Here is a 15,840-nt window from a genome sequence, read left to right as displayed (position 1 = left end):
GCATGAACTCCCCCACCGCGCCCGACGCCGCCCATCCTTTTGAAACCCTGACCCCGGACGTGGTGCTCGACGCGCTGGAGAGCGTGGGCTTGCGCGGCGACGGGCGGCTCACCGCCCTCTCGTCATACGAAAACCGGGTCTACCAGGTCCAGCTCGAAGACGGCGCGCCGGTGGTGGCCAAGTTCTACCGCCCCGATCGTTGGAGCGACGCGCAAATTCAAGAAGAGCACGACTTTGCCGCCGAGCTGATGGCGGCCGAAATTCCGGCCGTCGGCCCTTTGGTACTGAACGGCCAGACCCTGCACCGGTTTCAGAATTTCAGCTTCAGCGTGAGCCCGCGCCGCGGTGGCCGCCCGCCTGAACTCGACGATGGTGAAGTGCTGGAATGGATAGGCCGCTTTCTGGCGCGTATCCATACCGTGGGCGCGCGCCGCCCGTTTGTGCAACGCCCTGCACTGGATGTGCAAACCTTTGCGGTGGAGCCGATGCAGTGGCTGCTCGCGCACGACTGCGTGCCACTGGATGTACAAACCCTCTGGAGCAAGCGCTGCCAGGAAGCTATTGATTTGATAGCTGCTCGCGCAGATATGGCGGGCGCTACAGGCAAAAACAAGACCAATTCCAGCGGTATACGCCAGCTGAGACTGCATGGCGACTGTCACCCTGGCAACATTCTATGGACGCCGACCGATGCCGCGGCCAGCGCCGGTCCCGGCCCGCATTTTGTGGACTTAGATGACGCGCGCACCGGCCCGGCAGTGCAAGACCTCTGGATGCTGCTCAGCGGCGACCGGCAGCAGCAAACCCGGCAGCTCGGCATGCTGGTCGATGGCTACGAGCAATTCCGCGAGTTCGATCCTATGGAGCTAGCCCTGATCGAGCCCCTGCGCACGCTGCGCCTGATTCACTACAGCGCCTGGCTGGCCCGGCGCTGGAGCGACCCGATTTTTCCGGTGAACTTCCCGTGGTTTGGCAGCAGCGACTACTGGAAAGGCCAGATCCAAATGCTGGAGGACCAGATCGAGGCCATGAGCGAGAGTCCCCTGATCGTATGAACGAGGCCTTGAGCAACACCCCCATTGCCCCGGTCTGGTGGACAGTAACCCATTTCGGCTCGTCCAGCCTGCTGTTGCCGGCGTTTGTGTTGGTGGCATTCGGGCTACGGCGCAGTGGCGCACAGGCCGCTGCCCGCCACTATGTCGTGGCGATGGCGACTGCGGTGGCACTCACCGTGACCAGCAAATGCCTGTTTTATGGCTGGGGCATCGGGATTGCCGCGATCGACTTCACCGGCGTGAGCGGCCATGGCCTGCTGGCCGCGGCCATATTGCCCTTGTTGCTACGGGGTTTGCCCAGCCGGTGGGGGCGCGATCTCGGCGCTCCGCTGGGTGCCGCGCTGGCCTTGCTGGTGGGCGTGTCACGGGTCGTCGTAGGAGCGCACAGCGTGAGTGAGGTCGTAGCCGCATGGCTGCTTGGGCTTGCAGTCAGTGTGCCGGTGGTGCGACGTTTGGGGCAGGTGCCCTTGCGGCACCCGGCTTCACGGTGGGCGCCCTGCCTGCTGGTACTGGCCTTGAATACCAGCACCGCGACCTACCTGCCGACCCATGCCTTGGAAGTTCGGATAGCCCTCTGGCTCTCGGGCAAAGTTCAACCGTTTCGGCGGCACCAGCTGCACCAAGCCCCCACGGGGCCGGTCAGCGTGACGCCCCATGGACAGGCCGGCCCGGCCTAAGCGAGCACCTCTGCCACGCCATAACGGGGTGCATACCCCAGCAAACGGGCTGCTTTGGCATGCGATATCAAGGGCTGGGTGCCGCTGAAGTCGGGGGCAAATCGGCTCACTTCCGGCCAGAACTCAGCCATCAGCGCACGGCCATCGCGGCCCGTCCAGTTGTGCGGACCGGTAATGAAAAAGGCTTCATGCGGGGTGTCCAGCTCTACCTCCAATGCCAGACGGTGCGCAGTTGCGACATCACGGGCATCCACGAAGGTCCAGATGTTTTTGTACCAGTTCGGGTACTCCGCCACCAGCGAACGGTAGAAGGGGCGCTGTGCATCGTCCGGCAGCCAGACCCACGGCATGCGCAGGCACACCGTGCGCATGCCATAGCGGTCGGAATAGGTTTTACAGATTTGTTCGCTCACGACCTTACTCAGGCCATAGGGGTCTTGCGGGCGGACCGGGTGCGCTTCGTCCACAGGGATATACAGGGGCGCCAGCCGGTGCGCGGCGAAGGCAAAACCCATGGTCGATTCGCTGGAGGTGAACACCACTTTGGCAATGCCATGCTGGGCTGCGGCTTCCAACACGTTGAAGGTGCCATTCACGTTCACATCAAACACCCGTTTGGCCGGGTCGTTGAGCGGGTGCGGAATGCCCGCCACGTGCACCACCGCGTCATACCCGGCCATCGCCTGCAGCACCGCATCGAGCTGTAACACGTCTACGGCATGGTGCGCCACGTCGCTGCGGGCCGGGGCTGCCACATCGAGCACCCCTACGGTGTACCCGTGCTGCACCAGATCGTCCACAATGTATTTGCCGACGGCACCAGTGCCGCCTGTAACCAGAATTTTTTTCATGGCGCCATGGTACCGGCGCCCACCGTTCCCGGAGTGAAGCGCGCGTGACAACTTTGAATCTGATTGGCGCTGGCCGTGTGGGCCGCACATTGGCCACTTTGTGGGCACGGTATGGCGTGTTCGAGATTCAAGATGTGTTGACCAGCAGCGCGGCGAGCGCCCAAGAGGCCTGCGCTGCGATAGGCGCAGGCAATGCAACCGCCACCCTGGAGGCCATGCGCCCCGCCGATGTGTGGATGGTGGCGGTGCAAGACGCACGGATCGCCGAAGCCGCCCGTGCGCTCGCCGCCGCGAAACATACTGGGGCCGCCCGCCCTACCGTCTTTCATTGCAGCGGCGCCCAAAACGCCAACAGCTTGCAGCCCCTGGCCGAGCTCGGATGGCGCACGGCCAGTGCGCATTGCATCTTGAGCTTTGCAGATGTCGATGCCGCGGTACAGCAGTTTGCAGGTACCGCCTGTGCCCTGGAAGGCGACGCCTCAGCTTGCGAAACTTTGCGCGTGGCATTCGATGCGATTGGCGCGCAGACGTTTGGTGTGGCCAGCGAGGACAAGGTGCTTTACCACGCTGCTGCGGTGTTCGCGACCAACTTTCTGCCGGTGATCCAATCGGTCGCTGAAGCGGCCTGGACCCGCAGCGGTGTACCCGCCCACTTGCTACCGCACCTGCGTGCGACCTTGTTACGCAATGCGGTAGCCAACATTACACGGCTTGGGCCGGCAGGTGCGCTCACAGGCCCTGCTGCGCGGGGCGATGTGGCCGCCATTGAGCGCCAGACCGCGGTGGTGAAAGCATGGGATGCGCCCAGTGGCGAGGCCTACCAAGCCCTCAGCGCGTTGGCGCTGCGGCTAGGCGGGCACTGACTCACGGCAATCGTGCGAACCAGGCGGCCCAGAGTTCGGGCGCCCAGTGGGCAGCGCCGCCGGCCAGAGCGGCCAGGACTGCCAACAAAGCCACACCCAGTACGACACCTGAGAGCATAGCCAACCCGTCTTCAAACACCAGCCCTAAACCAATCAGCAGCAGGGCCGCTGCCGGCACGACGTTGCCAAAAGGAATAGGCAAAAAGATGACCATCGCCATGGCAGCCACAAACGGAGCAAGCCAGACACGATGGCCCGGCTGCATCCACCAGCGCTGCCGCGTCCGCATGACCCGGGCAGCCTTTTCATACAGCCACGCCAGGGTATTGAGTGCACGGCGCGCCATGGACGGCGACAACTGAAAGCGCCCCACTTTGCGCGGCATGACGAGGCGCGGGTAGTAGCGCCAGATCATCCAAGCCACCATCAACATCCCCATCGAGAGCAGCATGCCCGCGCCGGGCACAGGCAAGAGGCAGGGAACGGCGAGCACCACCAGCAAAGCCCCCGGCCCCGCCCGCCCGTGCAGGCGGAACAGTTGCTGCAAGCTCAGCGGCTCGTCTTGGAGCGCGGTGGCCGCAGCCCGCAGACGCTCGGCCTGCGTGTGATGGACGCTCATGCGTGGTTTTCGTTCTTACTGGTGCGAACGCTTAACCACATGGTGGCAGCCAGGATACCGATCACCACGCCCAAGGACACGCCCACCGGAATCTTGTAGATATCGATCAAGCACATCTTGGTACCAATGAACACCAGGATCACGGCCAAGCCGTAGTTCAACAAGTGGAACTTGTTAGCAACCGCTGCCAGCAAGAAGTACATGGCACGCAGACCCAGAATCGCAAACACGTTGCTGGTCAAGACAATGAAGGGGTCGCTGGTGATCGCGAAGATCGCGGGAATCGAGTCCACTGCAAAGATCACGTCGGTCAGGGCCACCAAGCAGATCACCATGAACAGGGGTGTCGCGATCTTCTTGCCGTTTTCCACGGTCCAGAATTTTTCGCCATCAAAGTTCTTGCTCACAGGCAACACTTTACGCAACAACTTCAAGGCAGGGTTGTCATCCAGGCTCGGCTCTTGGCCAGCCGCCCACCACATCTTCACACCGGTAAGGATCAGGAACGCGCCGAACCCATACAAGATCCAGTGGAACTCAGCGAGCAACCAGCCGCCCACCAGAATCATAATGGAGCGCAACACAATGGCACCGATGATGCCGATCATCAGCACCCGCTTCTGGTAGTGCGAAGGCACCGCGAAGTAGGTGAAGATCAGCAGGAACACAAAGATGTTATCCACCGCCAGCGACTTCTCAATGAGATAGCCGGTCAGAAACTCAAGCGATTTGGTGTTAGCGAGCTCCACCGAGCCTGTGGTGTCTTTGACTGCCCACCAGAACAAACCATTGAACAGAAAGCTCAAGGCAATCCAGACGAGCGACCAGTTGAGCGCCTCTTTGACACCGATGTCGTGCGCGCCCTGCTTTTTGAGAACAACGAAATCAACAAAAAGCGACACCAGAACGATGCCGACGAACGTGGCCCATAGCCACAGGGGAGCAATTGTTTGCATAAGCAAGACCTCAAAATGAATGGAACATTCCCTGTAGGTCTTGCGGGAGAGCGCACTATTGGCGCCTCTGCATGCTCCGGCCGGGATGGCGATTCACCCGCGACGTACTGACGAAACATGCAACCCCGACACCTGCGTGCCGGGAAAGCTACTCCCCTATAGGTGTAGGGATGATCGCAGACTGGTGGATACCCCTGCAAAAATTCTGGACTTTAATGCGATGCCCTCAACACAGACGCCACACTGAACACGACGTTTGGTGTCGCTTTGATAACGGAGAAATCAACAAAACGCATGGTTGGCGTTGACACTGGTGCCACTCGAATAGATCGGAGTTCCCTTGCATGCCTCAGGAGAAAACATGTGTACTGTGATTGAAGAAAGCGATGTTTCAACCGTCAACCTTTCTCTGGAACTGGAGCGCGCTGTAATCCAACACCGGCTCGACAAAGACGGAGAAATTTACGTTCACGAAGGCGCTTGGTTTCCATTCTGGATTCGCATCCGCAAAGCCACAGGAATTCTCATTTTCACGACGCACACCGAATTTTGCCGCGCCACAAGCGTGACGCAGCGCCTAGAGTTTTGCAATGAAATCAACCGCAAATTCATACTACTTACTGCAAGTACTGACGAGAAAAAGCTGCGTCTGGATTACACGCTTTTGTTCTGCGATGGCATGACACGGGAAACGTTTATCCGCTCTTGCCGGATTTTTAGCGACAACATCAACCGTGCAATGGCAGAGTTAGATCCCGATAACGATATCGCGCTTCCTCCAGGCCAGTCGGACCCGGAAGGTGAGATAGACGACCCATCCTGAACGCCATGCTGCTTTCAGTCGTTCAAATCGCCCTGTTGGTTGCGGTTTACTACCTGCTCTGGCGACTGTGGTGCCGGTGGGCACCCCATCTACTCCCCACAAGCACACCGGCTTGGCTCACTCGCCCACATCCGCTGCTTTTTATAGCGACCGTGATGCTGCTTGTTCTCGCCTGCGGCAGGAGGTCACGTTGAAGAAACCCGTCGTCAACCTCACACTACTTGACCAAGCCCAAACCTTGGTAGCCCAGCATCACAACGCATCCGTCGCCTTCTTGCAACGCATGCTCAAGCTGGAATATGCAACAGCCTCTGCACTCATGCGCGCCCTGGAGGGCACGCTGGTGACTCCACCCAACGCACAAGGTTGCCGGAGTATGCTGACCAGCCCCCCGCCCAAACATGAAAGCCCCATGAACATGAATGACCGCATCCTTAAAGCCCAGGGTGCCATGCTCGGCCTCGCCATCGGAGACGCCATAGGCACCTCCGTGGAGTTCTCGCCACGGGGTTCATTTACACCCGTTTCCGACATGGTGGGCGGCGGGGTGTTTGGCTTGCAGCCCGGCCAATGGACGGATGACACCAGCATGGCGCTGTGCCTGGCAGCCAGCCTGCTGGAGCATGGCTTTGACATAGGCGGCACTACATCCGACGCGCTGGAGCGCTATCGACGAAGCGGCACCGCGCGCGCCGGCTCCACGGACCCGAATGACGCAGGCAACGGCAGCATCATGCGGCTGGCTCCGGTAGTTTTGTTTTTTCAAGACACCCCGGCTGACGCTATCCGCTATGCGGTAGAGCAATCCAAAACCACGCATCGCGCCCCGGAGTGCTTGGTGGCCTGCCAGCTCATGGCAGAGACGATGTTGCGCGCCTTACAAGGTGAAAGTAAAGACGCAGTTTTGGCGCCCTCCAAGCTGAACTTGGCGTGCACACCTGGCCTGCAAGCCATAGCCACGGGCGCCTACCTTCACAAAACGGTAGAAGCAATCCGGGGCACAGGCTATGTGGTGCAAAGCCTGGAAGCCGCCCTGTGGAGCTTTGCCACCACCATCGACTACCGAAGCTGCGTATTGGCTGCTACCAATCTGGGGGACGACGCGGACACCACCGCAGCCGTGGCAGGACAGATTGCCGGTGCGTTTTATGGTGCAAACGGTATCCCGCAAACGTGGAAAGACCGGGTTCACTTGGGAGCGCAGATAGCGCAGATGGCGGCCGGTTTGGTGAGCCACGAGCCCGCTTGAGTCGCGCATGAGAATCTATTTAGATGACGAACGCGCCACCCCGGAGGGGTGGACACGTTGCTATTGGCCGGACGAAGTGATAGCGCTGCTCCAGACAGACCAAGTCACTGAAATCAGCTTGGACCACGACTTGGGCGATGACAAGCGCGGCACCGGATACGACGTCATTTTGTGGATTGAAGAAGCAGTGGCCCTGCATGGCTTGAAGCCGCCGCGCCTGCACGTTCATTCCGCCAACGCGTCTGCCCGTGAAAAAATGCTGGCGGGTATTCACACCATTACCCGCTTGGCAGACCTGCAGGCGGGCAGGCAACAGGAAATCGACACACTGCTCAGCCACATCGCCAGTTATTGGCGGCTGAATCCGAGGCTGCAGTTTCACGAGCTTGCAGAGTCACTTATACCGAGTGGAGCAATGGTTTTGGATGGACCACGCCGTGATGATCCGACCCTGCTTGACACACTCAAACTCAGAATGCGGTAACCCCGCCAAGACTCACTGAGCTTTATCGCCGACTTTGACTCCGAGTGCTTCGATATGTAAAGCCTCCCGCGAGTGCAAGCACTGCCGAAATCTTAGAGGAAGAGAACCCCATTACAACGATAACGGCATGGACTGCAACCACCTTCAAATGCGCTCAATTCAAAAACAATAATCTTTAAAGAAAATTTCCAATTTTTTATTTATATCTTTTTGAATATCTTGTGCAATCTTAAAAAATTTGCTTTGAATCCAAGCATTAACACCTTCGGGATTCAAGTTTCTAAATGATTTTTCATGCTGGGCATCCAGCAGAATTTTTGTGTATCGGGGTGAAACATCTTTAATCTCTTCCCAACCATTCAAAAATTTAACCAGTTCTTTTCTGTATGGATAGTTTTCATCGGTAGGCCCCAACATTAACCAAACCTTACCATTAACTCCTGTAGCTACGTCGTCTTTAAGACTTTTATCCAGCCTTAGCTCCAAAGCCAAGTGTCTTTTACTTTCAAGCCAAGGTCGAGTTGGATGAGCACAGGCAGTAGCGAGCTTTTTGCCATTTTCCTCAGTAAGAAATGACAACCGCAAATAGCTGCGACTGGAGGTTTCAATCTTTAAATTGCTACCTAACTCAAACTTCGTAGCTTTAAATGCAGTCAAAACTTTGACACGAGGGTCGTTATCGAAGCCTCTTACATAAGAATAGGCCCGAGGGAAGAGAACGCGAACTCTTGGAAGACTATTTGCACTCTTGTCCTCCTTGATGGACTGAACAAGTTGAGGTTTATTTTTGACAAAATCGACAACCACATCATCCAAATCACTTGAATCCGCGTCACGCGTGATTGCAGCCAAGTAGTCTTTAAGTATCTGAATGAAATAATCTCCAGACGTATCCGACCTACTGTCGATTAGGGCTTCAATAGTTGGTGTGACAACTTGAAAATATGACAATGAACGCCACCCGTCCGAATTTGCATCCTCTCCATTTAGAGTTAAAAACACCTTTAGGAGCTTGCCGGCTGTGCCAATAACTTCTCGATGAAGATGCTCGGAATATCTTGAAAGCTGTCCATTAGCTTGCGTTGAATTTAACTTGTTTTCAATTGCAAGCACAAACTTTCCACCTCCGCTCATCAACGGAATGTCAACAAATAAATCCAATGAAGAGTCGGTGGCATTTTGAAACTTTTTCTCACGCTCCACTTGCGCTAGTGGCAAATTGAGGTCTAGCAGGGGAATAACTTCTGCCGACTCGCGAGAAACATTTCGTAAAAACTCAATCAAAAACTCCGCACCTAGATCATGAGACTGATTAGGATCAAGCAAATATCCCAAAAAATTGGAATGGCGAATCTCGTGATTTCGAACGCCCAGTGCATCAAAAATGTTGAATCTCTTAAGTGCTTGATCAAGCTTCACAAAATTTGTATTTAACGCAATTTCATTTTCAATACCTGACATTTGAATTACCCCTTATTTTTCATTCTTTGAGCAAGAGATATCAACTTCGTTGTATCTCGCAAAAATATCGTGTATGTCTCCATATCACCCAGCCTACCATCTATTACCGCGACGCAGAGATCAAATCAATACTCCAGGCCTGCACTACAAGCGCCATAGCCAGCGTGTCCAACTCGCAATACCGCAGCAACCCATTCTTTAAAGCCTTGCGCTCGTCCGGGTCCATATTTTCAAACTGCATCCGTAAATAGGCATAACTGGCAGCACCGCCTTGGTTAATGCCGGGGTTTTCCTCATCTTCGTCCACACCTTCCAGCTCGCCTTTGAGCAGTTTGTAGGGGTCGATGATTTGCCCGGTTGGGTCGTATTGCACCCAAGCCATGTTTTTGAAGTTTTTGCTGGGGATGGCCCCTTCAGCGCCATACACCGGATGCAAGTACAGGGCTTGCAACCCCGGTGCCCCCGCCAACACGGCGGGCAATACCCGCTTGATGGAGCAACTGCCCTTGGTGGCAGGGTGAAAGTAGTGTTTGCGGGCTACATCGGCCAAGTCCACCATGGCGCGCTCGCCGCCTTTGGTGATGCTGTTGATAAAGGCAATCAACTCATTCTTGTCGGCCGGCGGCACGGCATCCTGCTCCAATTGGTGTTTGATGGCGGCGAGGATGGAGTTTTCATGGTGGCTCCAGCGGAACACGGTGCCCTGGTCGTGGCGCAGGCTTTCGTAAAGCGCCCGCACAAACGCATAGTTAGGAAACGCACCGGGCTCCGCACACAAAAATTCGCTCGCATGCGCAAGGCTGCCGTCTTTTTGCAGGGTGTGGTGCGAAAACTGAAAAGCCACCTGCTCATACGGCCTGCGCCCCGCATGAAAGGGCAGCGCCACGGCGGCGGTTTCAAAGTCGATTAGGTGCAAGGGGTACACCCAGTTGCGCATCTCCGCAGCCAGGCCTTCGCGGTCCAGGTAATAGCCCTGCGCCTGGTGCTCGGGCGGCATGCCTCGCACCTGCAACCACTGGCGTTGGTTGTTGCTCAGGGTGGCAAGGTCAAAGTCGGTGACGCCCAGGTCAGCGTCGGTCACCTGCTTGAGCTTGAGCACGCCTTGCTGGATGAGTTTGTCCTTGCCCCTGAAATTCCAGATGTCCAGCACCGTGCCATTGGCAAAGTCGGCATCCGTCCAGTTGTGGGCCCACTTCCAGCATTCATGAAAGCCGCTGCGCTTGTCGGCACCCAGCTCGCCTTTGAATTCGCAGCTTCGGCAATGCGCCCCAACGACCGGGGCAATGCGGGTGTCTGCTTGGTAGCTGTGTGCCCACAGTTTGGCCAGTTCGGCCATGGTGCCTTGGCCACCGGGTATGTCGATAGGGTTGTTGATGACCTCGTTGGCCAGGTGGTCCACGCTGATGCAAGTAAGCACGCTCTCGGCCAAGCCCGGCGTGTGGGCGCGTGGGTCCACCAGCACTTCGGTGCTGCGACCCTTACGCTGCACCTTGAACCATTGGTTCAAGCCACTCACTGTGGTGGTCTTGCTTTTGTCCGGCATCAGCAAAGAAGCACTTACGCTGCAATGCGGAAAAGCCTGTTGCACCACCCACTTCTGAAAAGCCACGTCTTGCACATAGGGCAAGAAGTCATTCGCAATGGGTTTGCGCTTGCCGCTCAGGCTGGCTGGGTCGCCGCTGTAAGACTTGGCTTTGACTTCGATTACCTGCAGGCTAGTGCCCCGTTTGACAAGCACGTCCACCCGCACCAAATAGCTCCCCACCACGATGGCAGGCTCGAACAAGGTGAAGTTTTCTTGGCCCAGGTACGGCGCAGTTTCGGCGATGGCTTGCGCGGGCACTTTGGCAAGAATTTCTACCCCTTCGGGGTACATCTGTTTGGCAAGCTCACCTACTTGAAAGCCTCCATCGGCCAACATTGCCAGAAGCTCGTTGCCATCGTTGGCGTTGGCATATTCCTGTTTGCCGGTGTAGAAAAGCTTGCTGGGGCAGTCCACCGCCAATTTGAAACGGGACTTGGTGAGGTAGCGCGGATTGGGCGTTTGCAAAGTGCGTGGCTCCTTAAATTTTGCTGGCTAACTCTTCGGGGGCGAGTACTTTGACGGCATCGCCCTGGCTACGCACCCACCAGACCAGCAGACTGGAATCGGCCAAGGTGGCCAACAACTCATGCCCACCCTGCGGGTGCTTGGAAGGCGCGATGCGCTGGTCCGGCGACAACGGCGACTCGGCCAACAAAACCGCCAGGCTTGCGTCTATCCACAAATGAATTTGCGAGCGCGTTCCTTGCCCGAAAGAGAAGCGTCCGTTGTCGTCATAGGTTTTGAGATCGAAGTCCGCAGGACGGGTAAAGCGCAGGTTGGTGCAACGGGCTTCTTGGATGCGGTGCAGGGCCAGGTTGCGGGTGTCGGTATAGCCGTCGAAACGGCAAGCCATAAACAAACGAACGCCTTGCTGTGCCAGCCCCAAGGGCATCACTTTGGCATCGGTGCGTTTGCCATCTACGTTGCGATACCCAACTTCCAGCCAGCAGTTGTTGTACAGCGCTTGGCTCACCTGCTCAAACACGCCAGGCGCAATGTGGGGCGGCAGCATGGGCAAGGTGGAGCTCACCACCCGCACCTTGCTCAGCCACTCGCGGGCCCGTACTGCAGATACCTCGGCTTGTGCCGGCGAGAGGTTGCGCCGCGCTTGGTCAAAAAAGCTTTGCAGCGACTTCATCAACGTAGCAGGTAGCTGGTGACGCAACTGTTGTTCGGCCAAACACAGCAATAGTGACTCTTGCTCTGTCAGACCCGGCAGCGATAAGCCTGCGGCCGATTCTTTCCAGCGATAGCCATAGGGCCGCGAGCTTTCGTCACGTTCGATATCAAAATGCCTGCACAAGGACTCCAACTGGCGTTGAACAGACCGCAAGTCGCGAACAAAGCCCGCTGCCAGCAGTTGCGCATGTAGTTCAGGTGCAGAAATTTTGCGTTGACGGGGAATGCGTTTTAGCAATTCCAGACTTATTTGCAGAGTTTCCAGGTTGTCTGGTTTGCTAGGCATGTGAACGTGTTGCGCAGGATATTTGACGCAACCATTATGGATGGTGCAAACCAGTAGTGTCGGACTTGGAACGCAAAAGTCTGCTGCACCTTCGGCAGCGCACGACACGTGCTGTCGTTCACGACAGCAAGTCTTAAATGCTATCTATTTAATAGCTGCTTGCGCAGATATCATCTGGGCTACAGGCCTATTTTCCTCTGAATAACTCGCGCAAGAGCCGCCAGACATAGGCGAACAAGCTGAGCACCGCCACCACCGCCAGCACCTTTTGGTGCACGTGGTTTTCAGCGAAATCCAGCTCCTCCGTCAGCAGGTGGTACACCGACAGCGCCACCAAGACGGCGGCCAATTGCAGGCCTTTGGCTTGGAGCGCGAACTGCCGCTCAGACAGGCGCATCCACACTTGATGGCCCAACAAACCGGACAACAGGCCCAGGCTCGCGCCGACCACCACATCGCCGGGCCAATGGGCACCCACCGCAATGCGCGACACACCTGAGCCGACTGCCAACACCATCAGCACCCAGCCGAACTTGCGGCGCTGCGCCGGGGTGAGCGCGTAGTAAATGCCGGAGGCCACCGCAAACGCAGTGAGAGTGTGCCCGGAGGGCATAGACACGTTGTGCAGCAACTCGCCCACCACCCGCATTTGCGCGTTATCGACGACGGCTGCCGGGCGCGGGCTCTCAATCAAAAACTTGCCGGTGCGGGCAAAAAAGACAGCAAAGGGCGCAGCGCATAGCCAGGCCAGCATCAGCCGGGGGGCGAGTACGAGCAGGGGCGCCGTAACAGCCAGCAAACCCCAGCCATTGCCCAATAAAGAGAGTCCAGTCCAGAACTCTGCCGCCACAGGAGCACACCACTGGTTGATCGCCACAAACAGGGCTGGCTCCCAGGTCTGCAGCCACAGTGGCGTGCCGAGCACAAAAATGACCAAAGGCCACCACCAACTGCGGTGGGCAACCGGGCTGGCCAGAGCGTGAGGGCTTGTGGGGGTGGACAACATGGCGTTCAGTTCTGGGAAATGGGCGCGAGTGTAAGGCGCGGCTGCGGTGTGGCGCCTGCCCAGCCGCGGCAATCGTAAAAACGGAAGCGGGCCAATGGCATGCCGATGTGCTGCACCGGCAGGCTTTCTAGCAATTGACAAGTGGCAAATCCATGCGCTCCCACCGGCGGGTCGTAGGCCATATGCGACCAGTCCACCAGCAACGCACCTTCGCCTGCGGGCAGCGAGCCGGACCACAGCTGGAATTGCGAATCGCCCTCCTCCAACACAAACACCGGCAGTGGCCGCGCGTACCAACCCAGGCGGCTCGCCAATGTCCAGTTTTGCACCGCCACCTGCGAGAGCCCGTGTTGGGTCGCTAATGCGCTGGCGCGAGCGCCGGCCGCGTCCCAGCCATGCAGGTCTGCAAAAGGATTGGGTTGGGACGCCACCGCGGCGTCACTCCGGGGCACCAGCGGCCACCCGGCACTGCCCATCAGGCCCAGCAAGGCCAGGCACACCACCGCCTGCAGCACGCCCAGACCTTTCAGCACCACGCGCACACGCCCTTGCCAAGCCAGTGCCAGCCCCATACCTGCGAACGGGGCCAGCGCGACCCAGGCGGGCGCTGTCCAATGCGGTAGCGCAGTGCCACCACCAGCCATGTAGGCAAAGATCACAAAGGGAACAGCGAACAGGCCTACCAGGCTCCGCATGGCCGCAGGCGCGCTGCGCCAACCCACCGCAGCCCACCACCACAAAGGCCCAAACACCACCAGTTGGGTGAGCAAAAAGCGCAGCACATGCACCGTCTGCCACACGCTGCCTTTTCCATGGGCTAGCTGGTAGGCAAACGATATCCAGCCGTTCTGGGCATTCCACACCAAGACAGGGCTGATCAACAAGGCGGCGAGGGCCATGCCGCCCCATAAGGCGGGTAACCGAAACATCCGCCAGCCGTGGGCTTGCACCAGGCACAGCGCAATTGCCAGCGCAGTGAACACTGCGGTGTATTTGGCCAAGCCCGCCAGCCCCAGCAAACCACCCATCGCCCACCACGCTGCGCTGCGGTGCACGGCACCGGGCTGCATGAGGGTCCAGGTCTGGTACATCAGGGCGACGGTGAGCAGCATCAGCAGGGTGTCGGGCAGCAAGCCAATACCCAGCACATGCAACAAGGGCGCTAACGCCAAGGCTGCAACTGCGGCCAAGGCCGCTTGGTCCGCCTTGGCATGCCCCGCCCACATCCGCAAGGTGAGCCGGTGTACACCCCAGACGGTGAGCAGCCAGCAGAGGCCAGGCACCAGGCGCAATACCGCCACCGGCACATCCAACGCGACCAGGGGCATTTGCACCCAGCCCACCAGGGGCGGATGGTCAAAGTAACTGAGCGCCGGATGGGCGGCATACAAGAGGTAATGCGCCTCATCGACCGACAGGCCCAGCACCGCGCCCCACACGGCGTGCAGCACAAAGACCAGCCACAAGACCCGATGGGCGATCCAATGCCTCGAGGTAGGTAACAAAAATTGCAAAGGACAAGTCAGAGGAAAATAAGAAGTCCGCAGTCTAATCTGCGCGCCTTATCCCCTTTGAAAGAACACCATGCCCACCTACCACGTTGAAATGTTTGAAGGCCGCTCCCCCGAGCAGAAGAAAAAGCTGGTGGAAGAAGTGACCCGGGTCACCGCGGAAACGCTGGGTTGCTCGCCGGAGGCGGTAGACATCATCATCACCGAGGTGAAGCGCGAAAATTGGTCCACTGGCGGCAAACTGTGGTCGGAACCACGCACGTGAACCTCGTCCTGCGGGGTAAACTGCTTCTATGTGTCAATTGCTAGGTATGAACAGCCGCTTGCCGGCCAGCCTGACCCTGAGCTTCACCGGGTTTTCGCAACGGGGCGGCTGCACAGACCACCATTTCGATGGCTGGGGTATCGCTTTCTTTGAAAGCGAAGGCAACCTGCCCGGCAAAGCAGCCCGGCACTTTGTGGACAAGGAAAGTGCAGCAACCTCGCCGATTGCGAAGATGCTCAAGTCCTACCCGATCAAAAGCCACAACGTGGTGGCGCATGTACGCAAAGCCACCGTCGGTGCAGTGACCCTCGAGAACTGCCACCCCTTCACGCGGGAACTCTGGGGGCGGTACTGGGTCTTCGCCCACAACGGGGATCTGAAAGAGTTCCAACCGCCCTTGCACGGCAGCTTCAAGCCGGTTGGCAGCACCGACAGCGAACTAGCGTTCTGCTGGCTTCTGCAAGAGCTCAACAAATCGCATGTCACGGTGCCCTCGGTCGAGGAGTTGACCAACACCTTGTCGGAGTTGGTGCCCCAAATTGCACGCCACGGAACATTCAACTTTTTGCTCAGCAACGGCCAAGCGCTGTGGGCCCATGCCAGCACCAAGCTATGTTACGTATCGCGACAACACCCGTTCCCCGAAGTACAGCTCAAGGATGAGGATGTGACGGTCGATTTGTCTGACCTGAACGGCCCCGAAGACCGCCAGGTGATCGTCGTGACCGAGCCCTTGACGACCAATGAGGCTTGGGTGGCGATGGAGTCAGGTGAGCTGCAGGCCTTTGTCGAAGGCCGGCCGATTGCGCGCGCTGTGTGCAAAACCACTCTGACGGCAGCTGCTGCAGCGGCAGCGGCCCAGCGAGAAGCAGAAGAGGCTGCCAAAGCCGCAGCCCTGGCAGCCCCTGCTGCGAATTAACGATCGCACGACCTGCTACGGGTAAACGGCCTCATGGCCGCACCCGCGTCG

16 protein-coding genes are annotated in these 15,840 nt (G+C 58.1%); 8 read left to right on the top strand and 8 right to left on the bottom strand.

Annotated features, from left to right (window positions below; translation table 11 throughout):
• Positions 1-2 precede the first annotated feature (2 nt).
• Together U5L73_RS03865 and U5L73_RS03860 are read left to right on the top strand one after the other, a co-directional pair.
• Entirely contained in the window at positions 3-1,055 is a 1,053-nt protein-coding gene (locus U5L73_RS03865; protein ID WP_322561120.1) for a serine/threonine protein kinase, read from the top strand.
• An 8-nt stretch (positions 1,056-1,063) separates the two neighbouring features.
• The gene (locus tag U5L73_RS03860) at positions 1,064-1,732 is read left to right on the top strand and encodes a phosphatase PAP2 family protein (RefSeq protein ID WP_322561119.1); all 669 of its coding nucleotides are present in this window, start codon (positions 1,064-1,066) and stop codon (positions 1,730-1,732) included.
• Here U5L73_RS03860 and U5L73_RS03855 read toward each other — a convergent pair.
• Positions 1,729-2,583: an NAD(P)-dependent oxidoreductase gene (locus tag U5L73_RS03855; RefSeq protein ID WP_322561118.1), complete on the bottom strand. Its 855-nt coding sequence runs from the start codon at positions 2,581-2,583 to the stop codon at positions 1,729-1,731. The two genes, U5L73_RS03860 and U5L73_RS03855, sit on opposite strands and share 4 nt — an antisense overlap.
• Before the next feature lie 44 nt (positions 2,584-2,627).
• Between U5L73_RS03855 and U5L73_RS03850 the strand changes: the two genes are divergently transcribed.
• The gene (locus U5L73_RS03850) at positions 2,628-3,446 is read left to right on the top strand and encodes a DUF2520 domain-containing protein (RefSeq protein WP_322561117.1); all 819 of its coding nucleotides are present in this window, start codon (positions 2,628-2,630) and stop codon (positions 3,444-3,446) included.
• A 1-nt stretch (position 3,447) separates the two neighbouring features.
• On the opposite strand, the gene U5L73_RS03845 is transcribed toward U5L73_RS03850, so the two are convergent.
• On the bottom strand, positions 3,448-4,065 hold the full coding sequence (locus tag U5L73_RS03845; RefSeq protein ID WP_322561116.1) for an exopolysaccharide biosynthesis protein: 618 nt from the start codon (positions 4,063-4,065) through the stop codon (positions 3,448-3,450).
• The gene (locus tag U5L73_RS03840; RefSeq protein WP_322561115.1) at positions 4,062-5,021 is read right to left on the bottom strand and encodes a TerC family protein; all 960 of its coding nucleotides are present in this window, start codon (positions 5,019-5,021) and stop codon (positions 4,062-4,064) included. Before U5L73_RS03840 ends, U5L73_RS03845 begins: the two co-directional genes overlap by 4 nt.
• 361 nt (positions 5,022-5,382) lie before the next feature.
• On the opposite strand from U5L73_RS03840, the gene U5L73_RS03835 reads away from it, so the two are divergent.
• From U5L73_RS03835 to U5L73_RS03825, 3 genes are all read left to right on the top strand, one after another.
• Positions 5,383-5,844 (top strand): YbjN domain-containing protein, encoded by a 462-nt coding sequence (locus U5L73_RS03835; protein WP_322561114.1) that lies wholly within the window; start codon positions 5,383-5,385, stop codon positions 5,842-5,844.
• A 190-nt stretch (positions 5,845-6,034) separates the two neighbouring features.
• On the top strand, positions 6,035-7,093 hold the full coding sequence (locus tag U5L73_RS03830; protein ID WP_322561113.1) for an ADP-ribosylglycohydrolase family protein: 1,059 nt from the start codon (positions 6,035-6,037) through the stop codon (positions 7,091-7,093).
• A gap of 7 nt (positions 7,094-7,100) precedes the next feature.
• Positions 7,101-7,577 carry a cyclic-phosphate processing receiver domain-containing protein gene (locus U5L73_RS03825; RefSeq protein ID WP_322561112.1) on the top strand — a complete coding sequence of 159 codons (477 nt, stop codon included), beginning with the start codon at positions 7,101-7,103 and terminating at the stop codon, positions 7,575-7,577.
• Between the two features lie 159 nt (positions 7,578-7,736).
• Here U5L73_RS03825 and U5L73_RS03820 read toward each other — a convergent pair whose 3' ends face one another.
• The 5 genes from U5L73_RS03820 to U5L73_RS03800 all read right to left on the bottom strand — a co-directional run bounded on the left by U5L73_RS03820 (position 7,737) and on the right by U5L73_RS03800 (position 14,608).
• On the bottom strand, positions 7,737-9,038 hold the full coding sequence (locus U5L73_RS03820; RefSeq protein WP_322561111.1) for a PD-(D/E)XK nuclease family protein: 1,302 nt from the start codon (positions 9,036-9,038) through the stop codon (positions 7,737-7,739).
• A gap of 103 nt (positions 9,039-9,141) precedes the next feature.
• The gene (locus U5L73_RS03815) at positions 9,142-11,088 is read right to left on the bottom strand and encodes a DUF2779 domain-containing protein (RefSeq protein ID WP_322561110.1); all 1,947 of its coding nucleotides are present in this window, start codon (positions 11,086-11,088) and stop codon (positions 9,142-9,144) included.
• Positions 11,089-11,101: 13 nt separating this feature from the next.
• Positions 11,102-12,088 (bottom strand): WYL domain-containing protein, encoded by a 987-nt coding sequence (locus U5L73_RS03810; protein WP_322561109.1) that lies wholly within the window; start codon positions 12,086-12,088, stop codon positions 11,102-11,104.
• Positions 12,089-12,275: 187 nt separating this feature from the next.
• Positions 12,276-13,094 carry a phosphatase PAP2 family protein gene (locus U5L73_RS03805; RefSeq protein WP_322561108.1) on the bottom strand — a complete coding sequence of 273 codons (819 nt, stop codon included), beginning with the start codon at positions 13,092-13,094 and terminating at the stop codon, positions 12,276-12,278.
• Positions 13,095-13,099: 5 nt separating this feature from the next.
• Positions 13,100-14,608, bottom strand: a complete 1,509-nt coding sequence (locus U5L73_RS03800; RefSeq protein ID WP_322561107.1) for a glycosyltransferase family 39 protein — start codon at positions 14,606-14,608, stop codon at positions 13,100-13,102.
• Between the two features lie 70 nt (positions 14,609-14,678).
• Between U5L73_RS03800 and U5L73_RS03795 the strand changes: the two genes are divergently transcribed.
• Positions 14,679-14,870: a 4-oxalocrotonate tautomerase gene (locus tag U5L73_RS03795; RefSeq protein WP_087496029.1), complete on the top strand. Its 192-nt coding sequence runs from the start codon at positions 14,679-14,681 to the stop codon at positions 14,868-14,870.
• 28 nt (positions 14,871-14,898) lie between these two features.
• On the top strand, positions 14,899-15,789 hold the full coding sequence (locus U5L73_RS03790; protein WP_322561106.1) for a class II glutamine amidotransferase: 891 nt from the start codon (positions 14,899-14,901) through the stop codon (positions 15,787-15,789).
• The last annotated feature ends 51 nt before the right edge of the window (positions 15,790-15,840 follow it).

Source organism: Rhodoferax sp. (assembly GCF_034520025.1).
Classification (GTDB): Bacteria; Pseudomonadota; Gammaproteobacteria; order Burkholderiales; family Burkholderiaceae_C; genus Allorhodoferax.
This window is presented reverse-complemented; position numbering and strand designations above follow the sequence as displayed.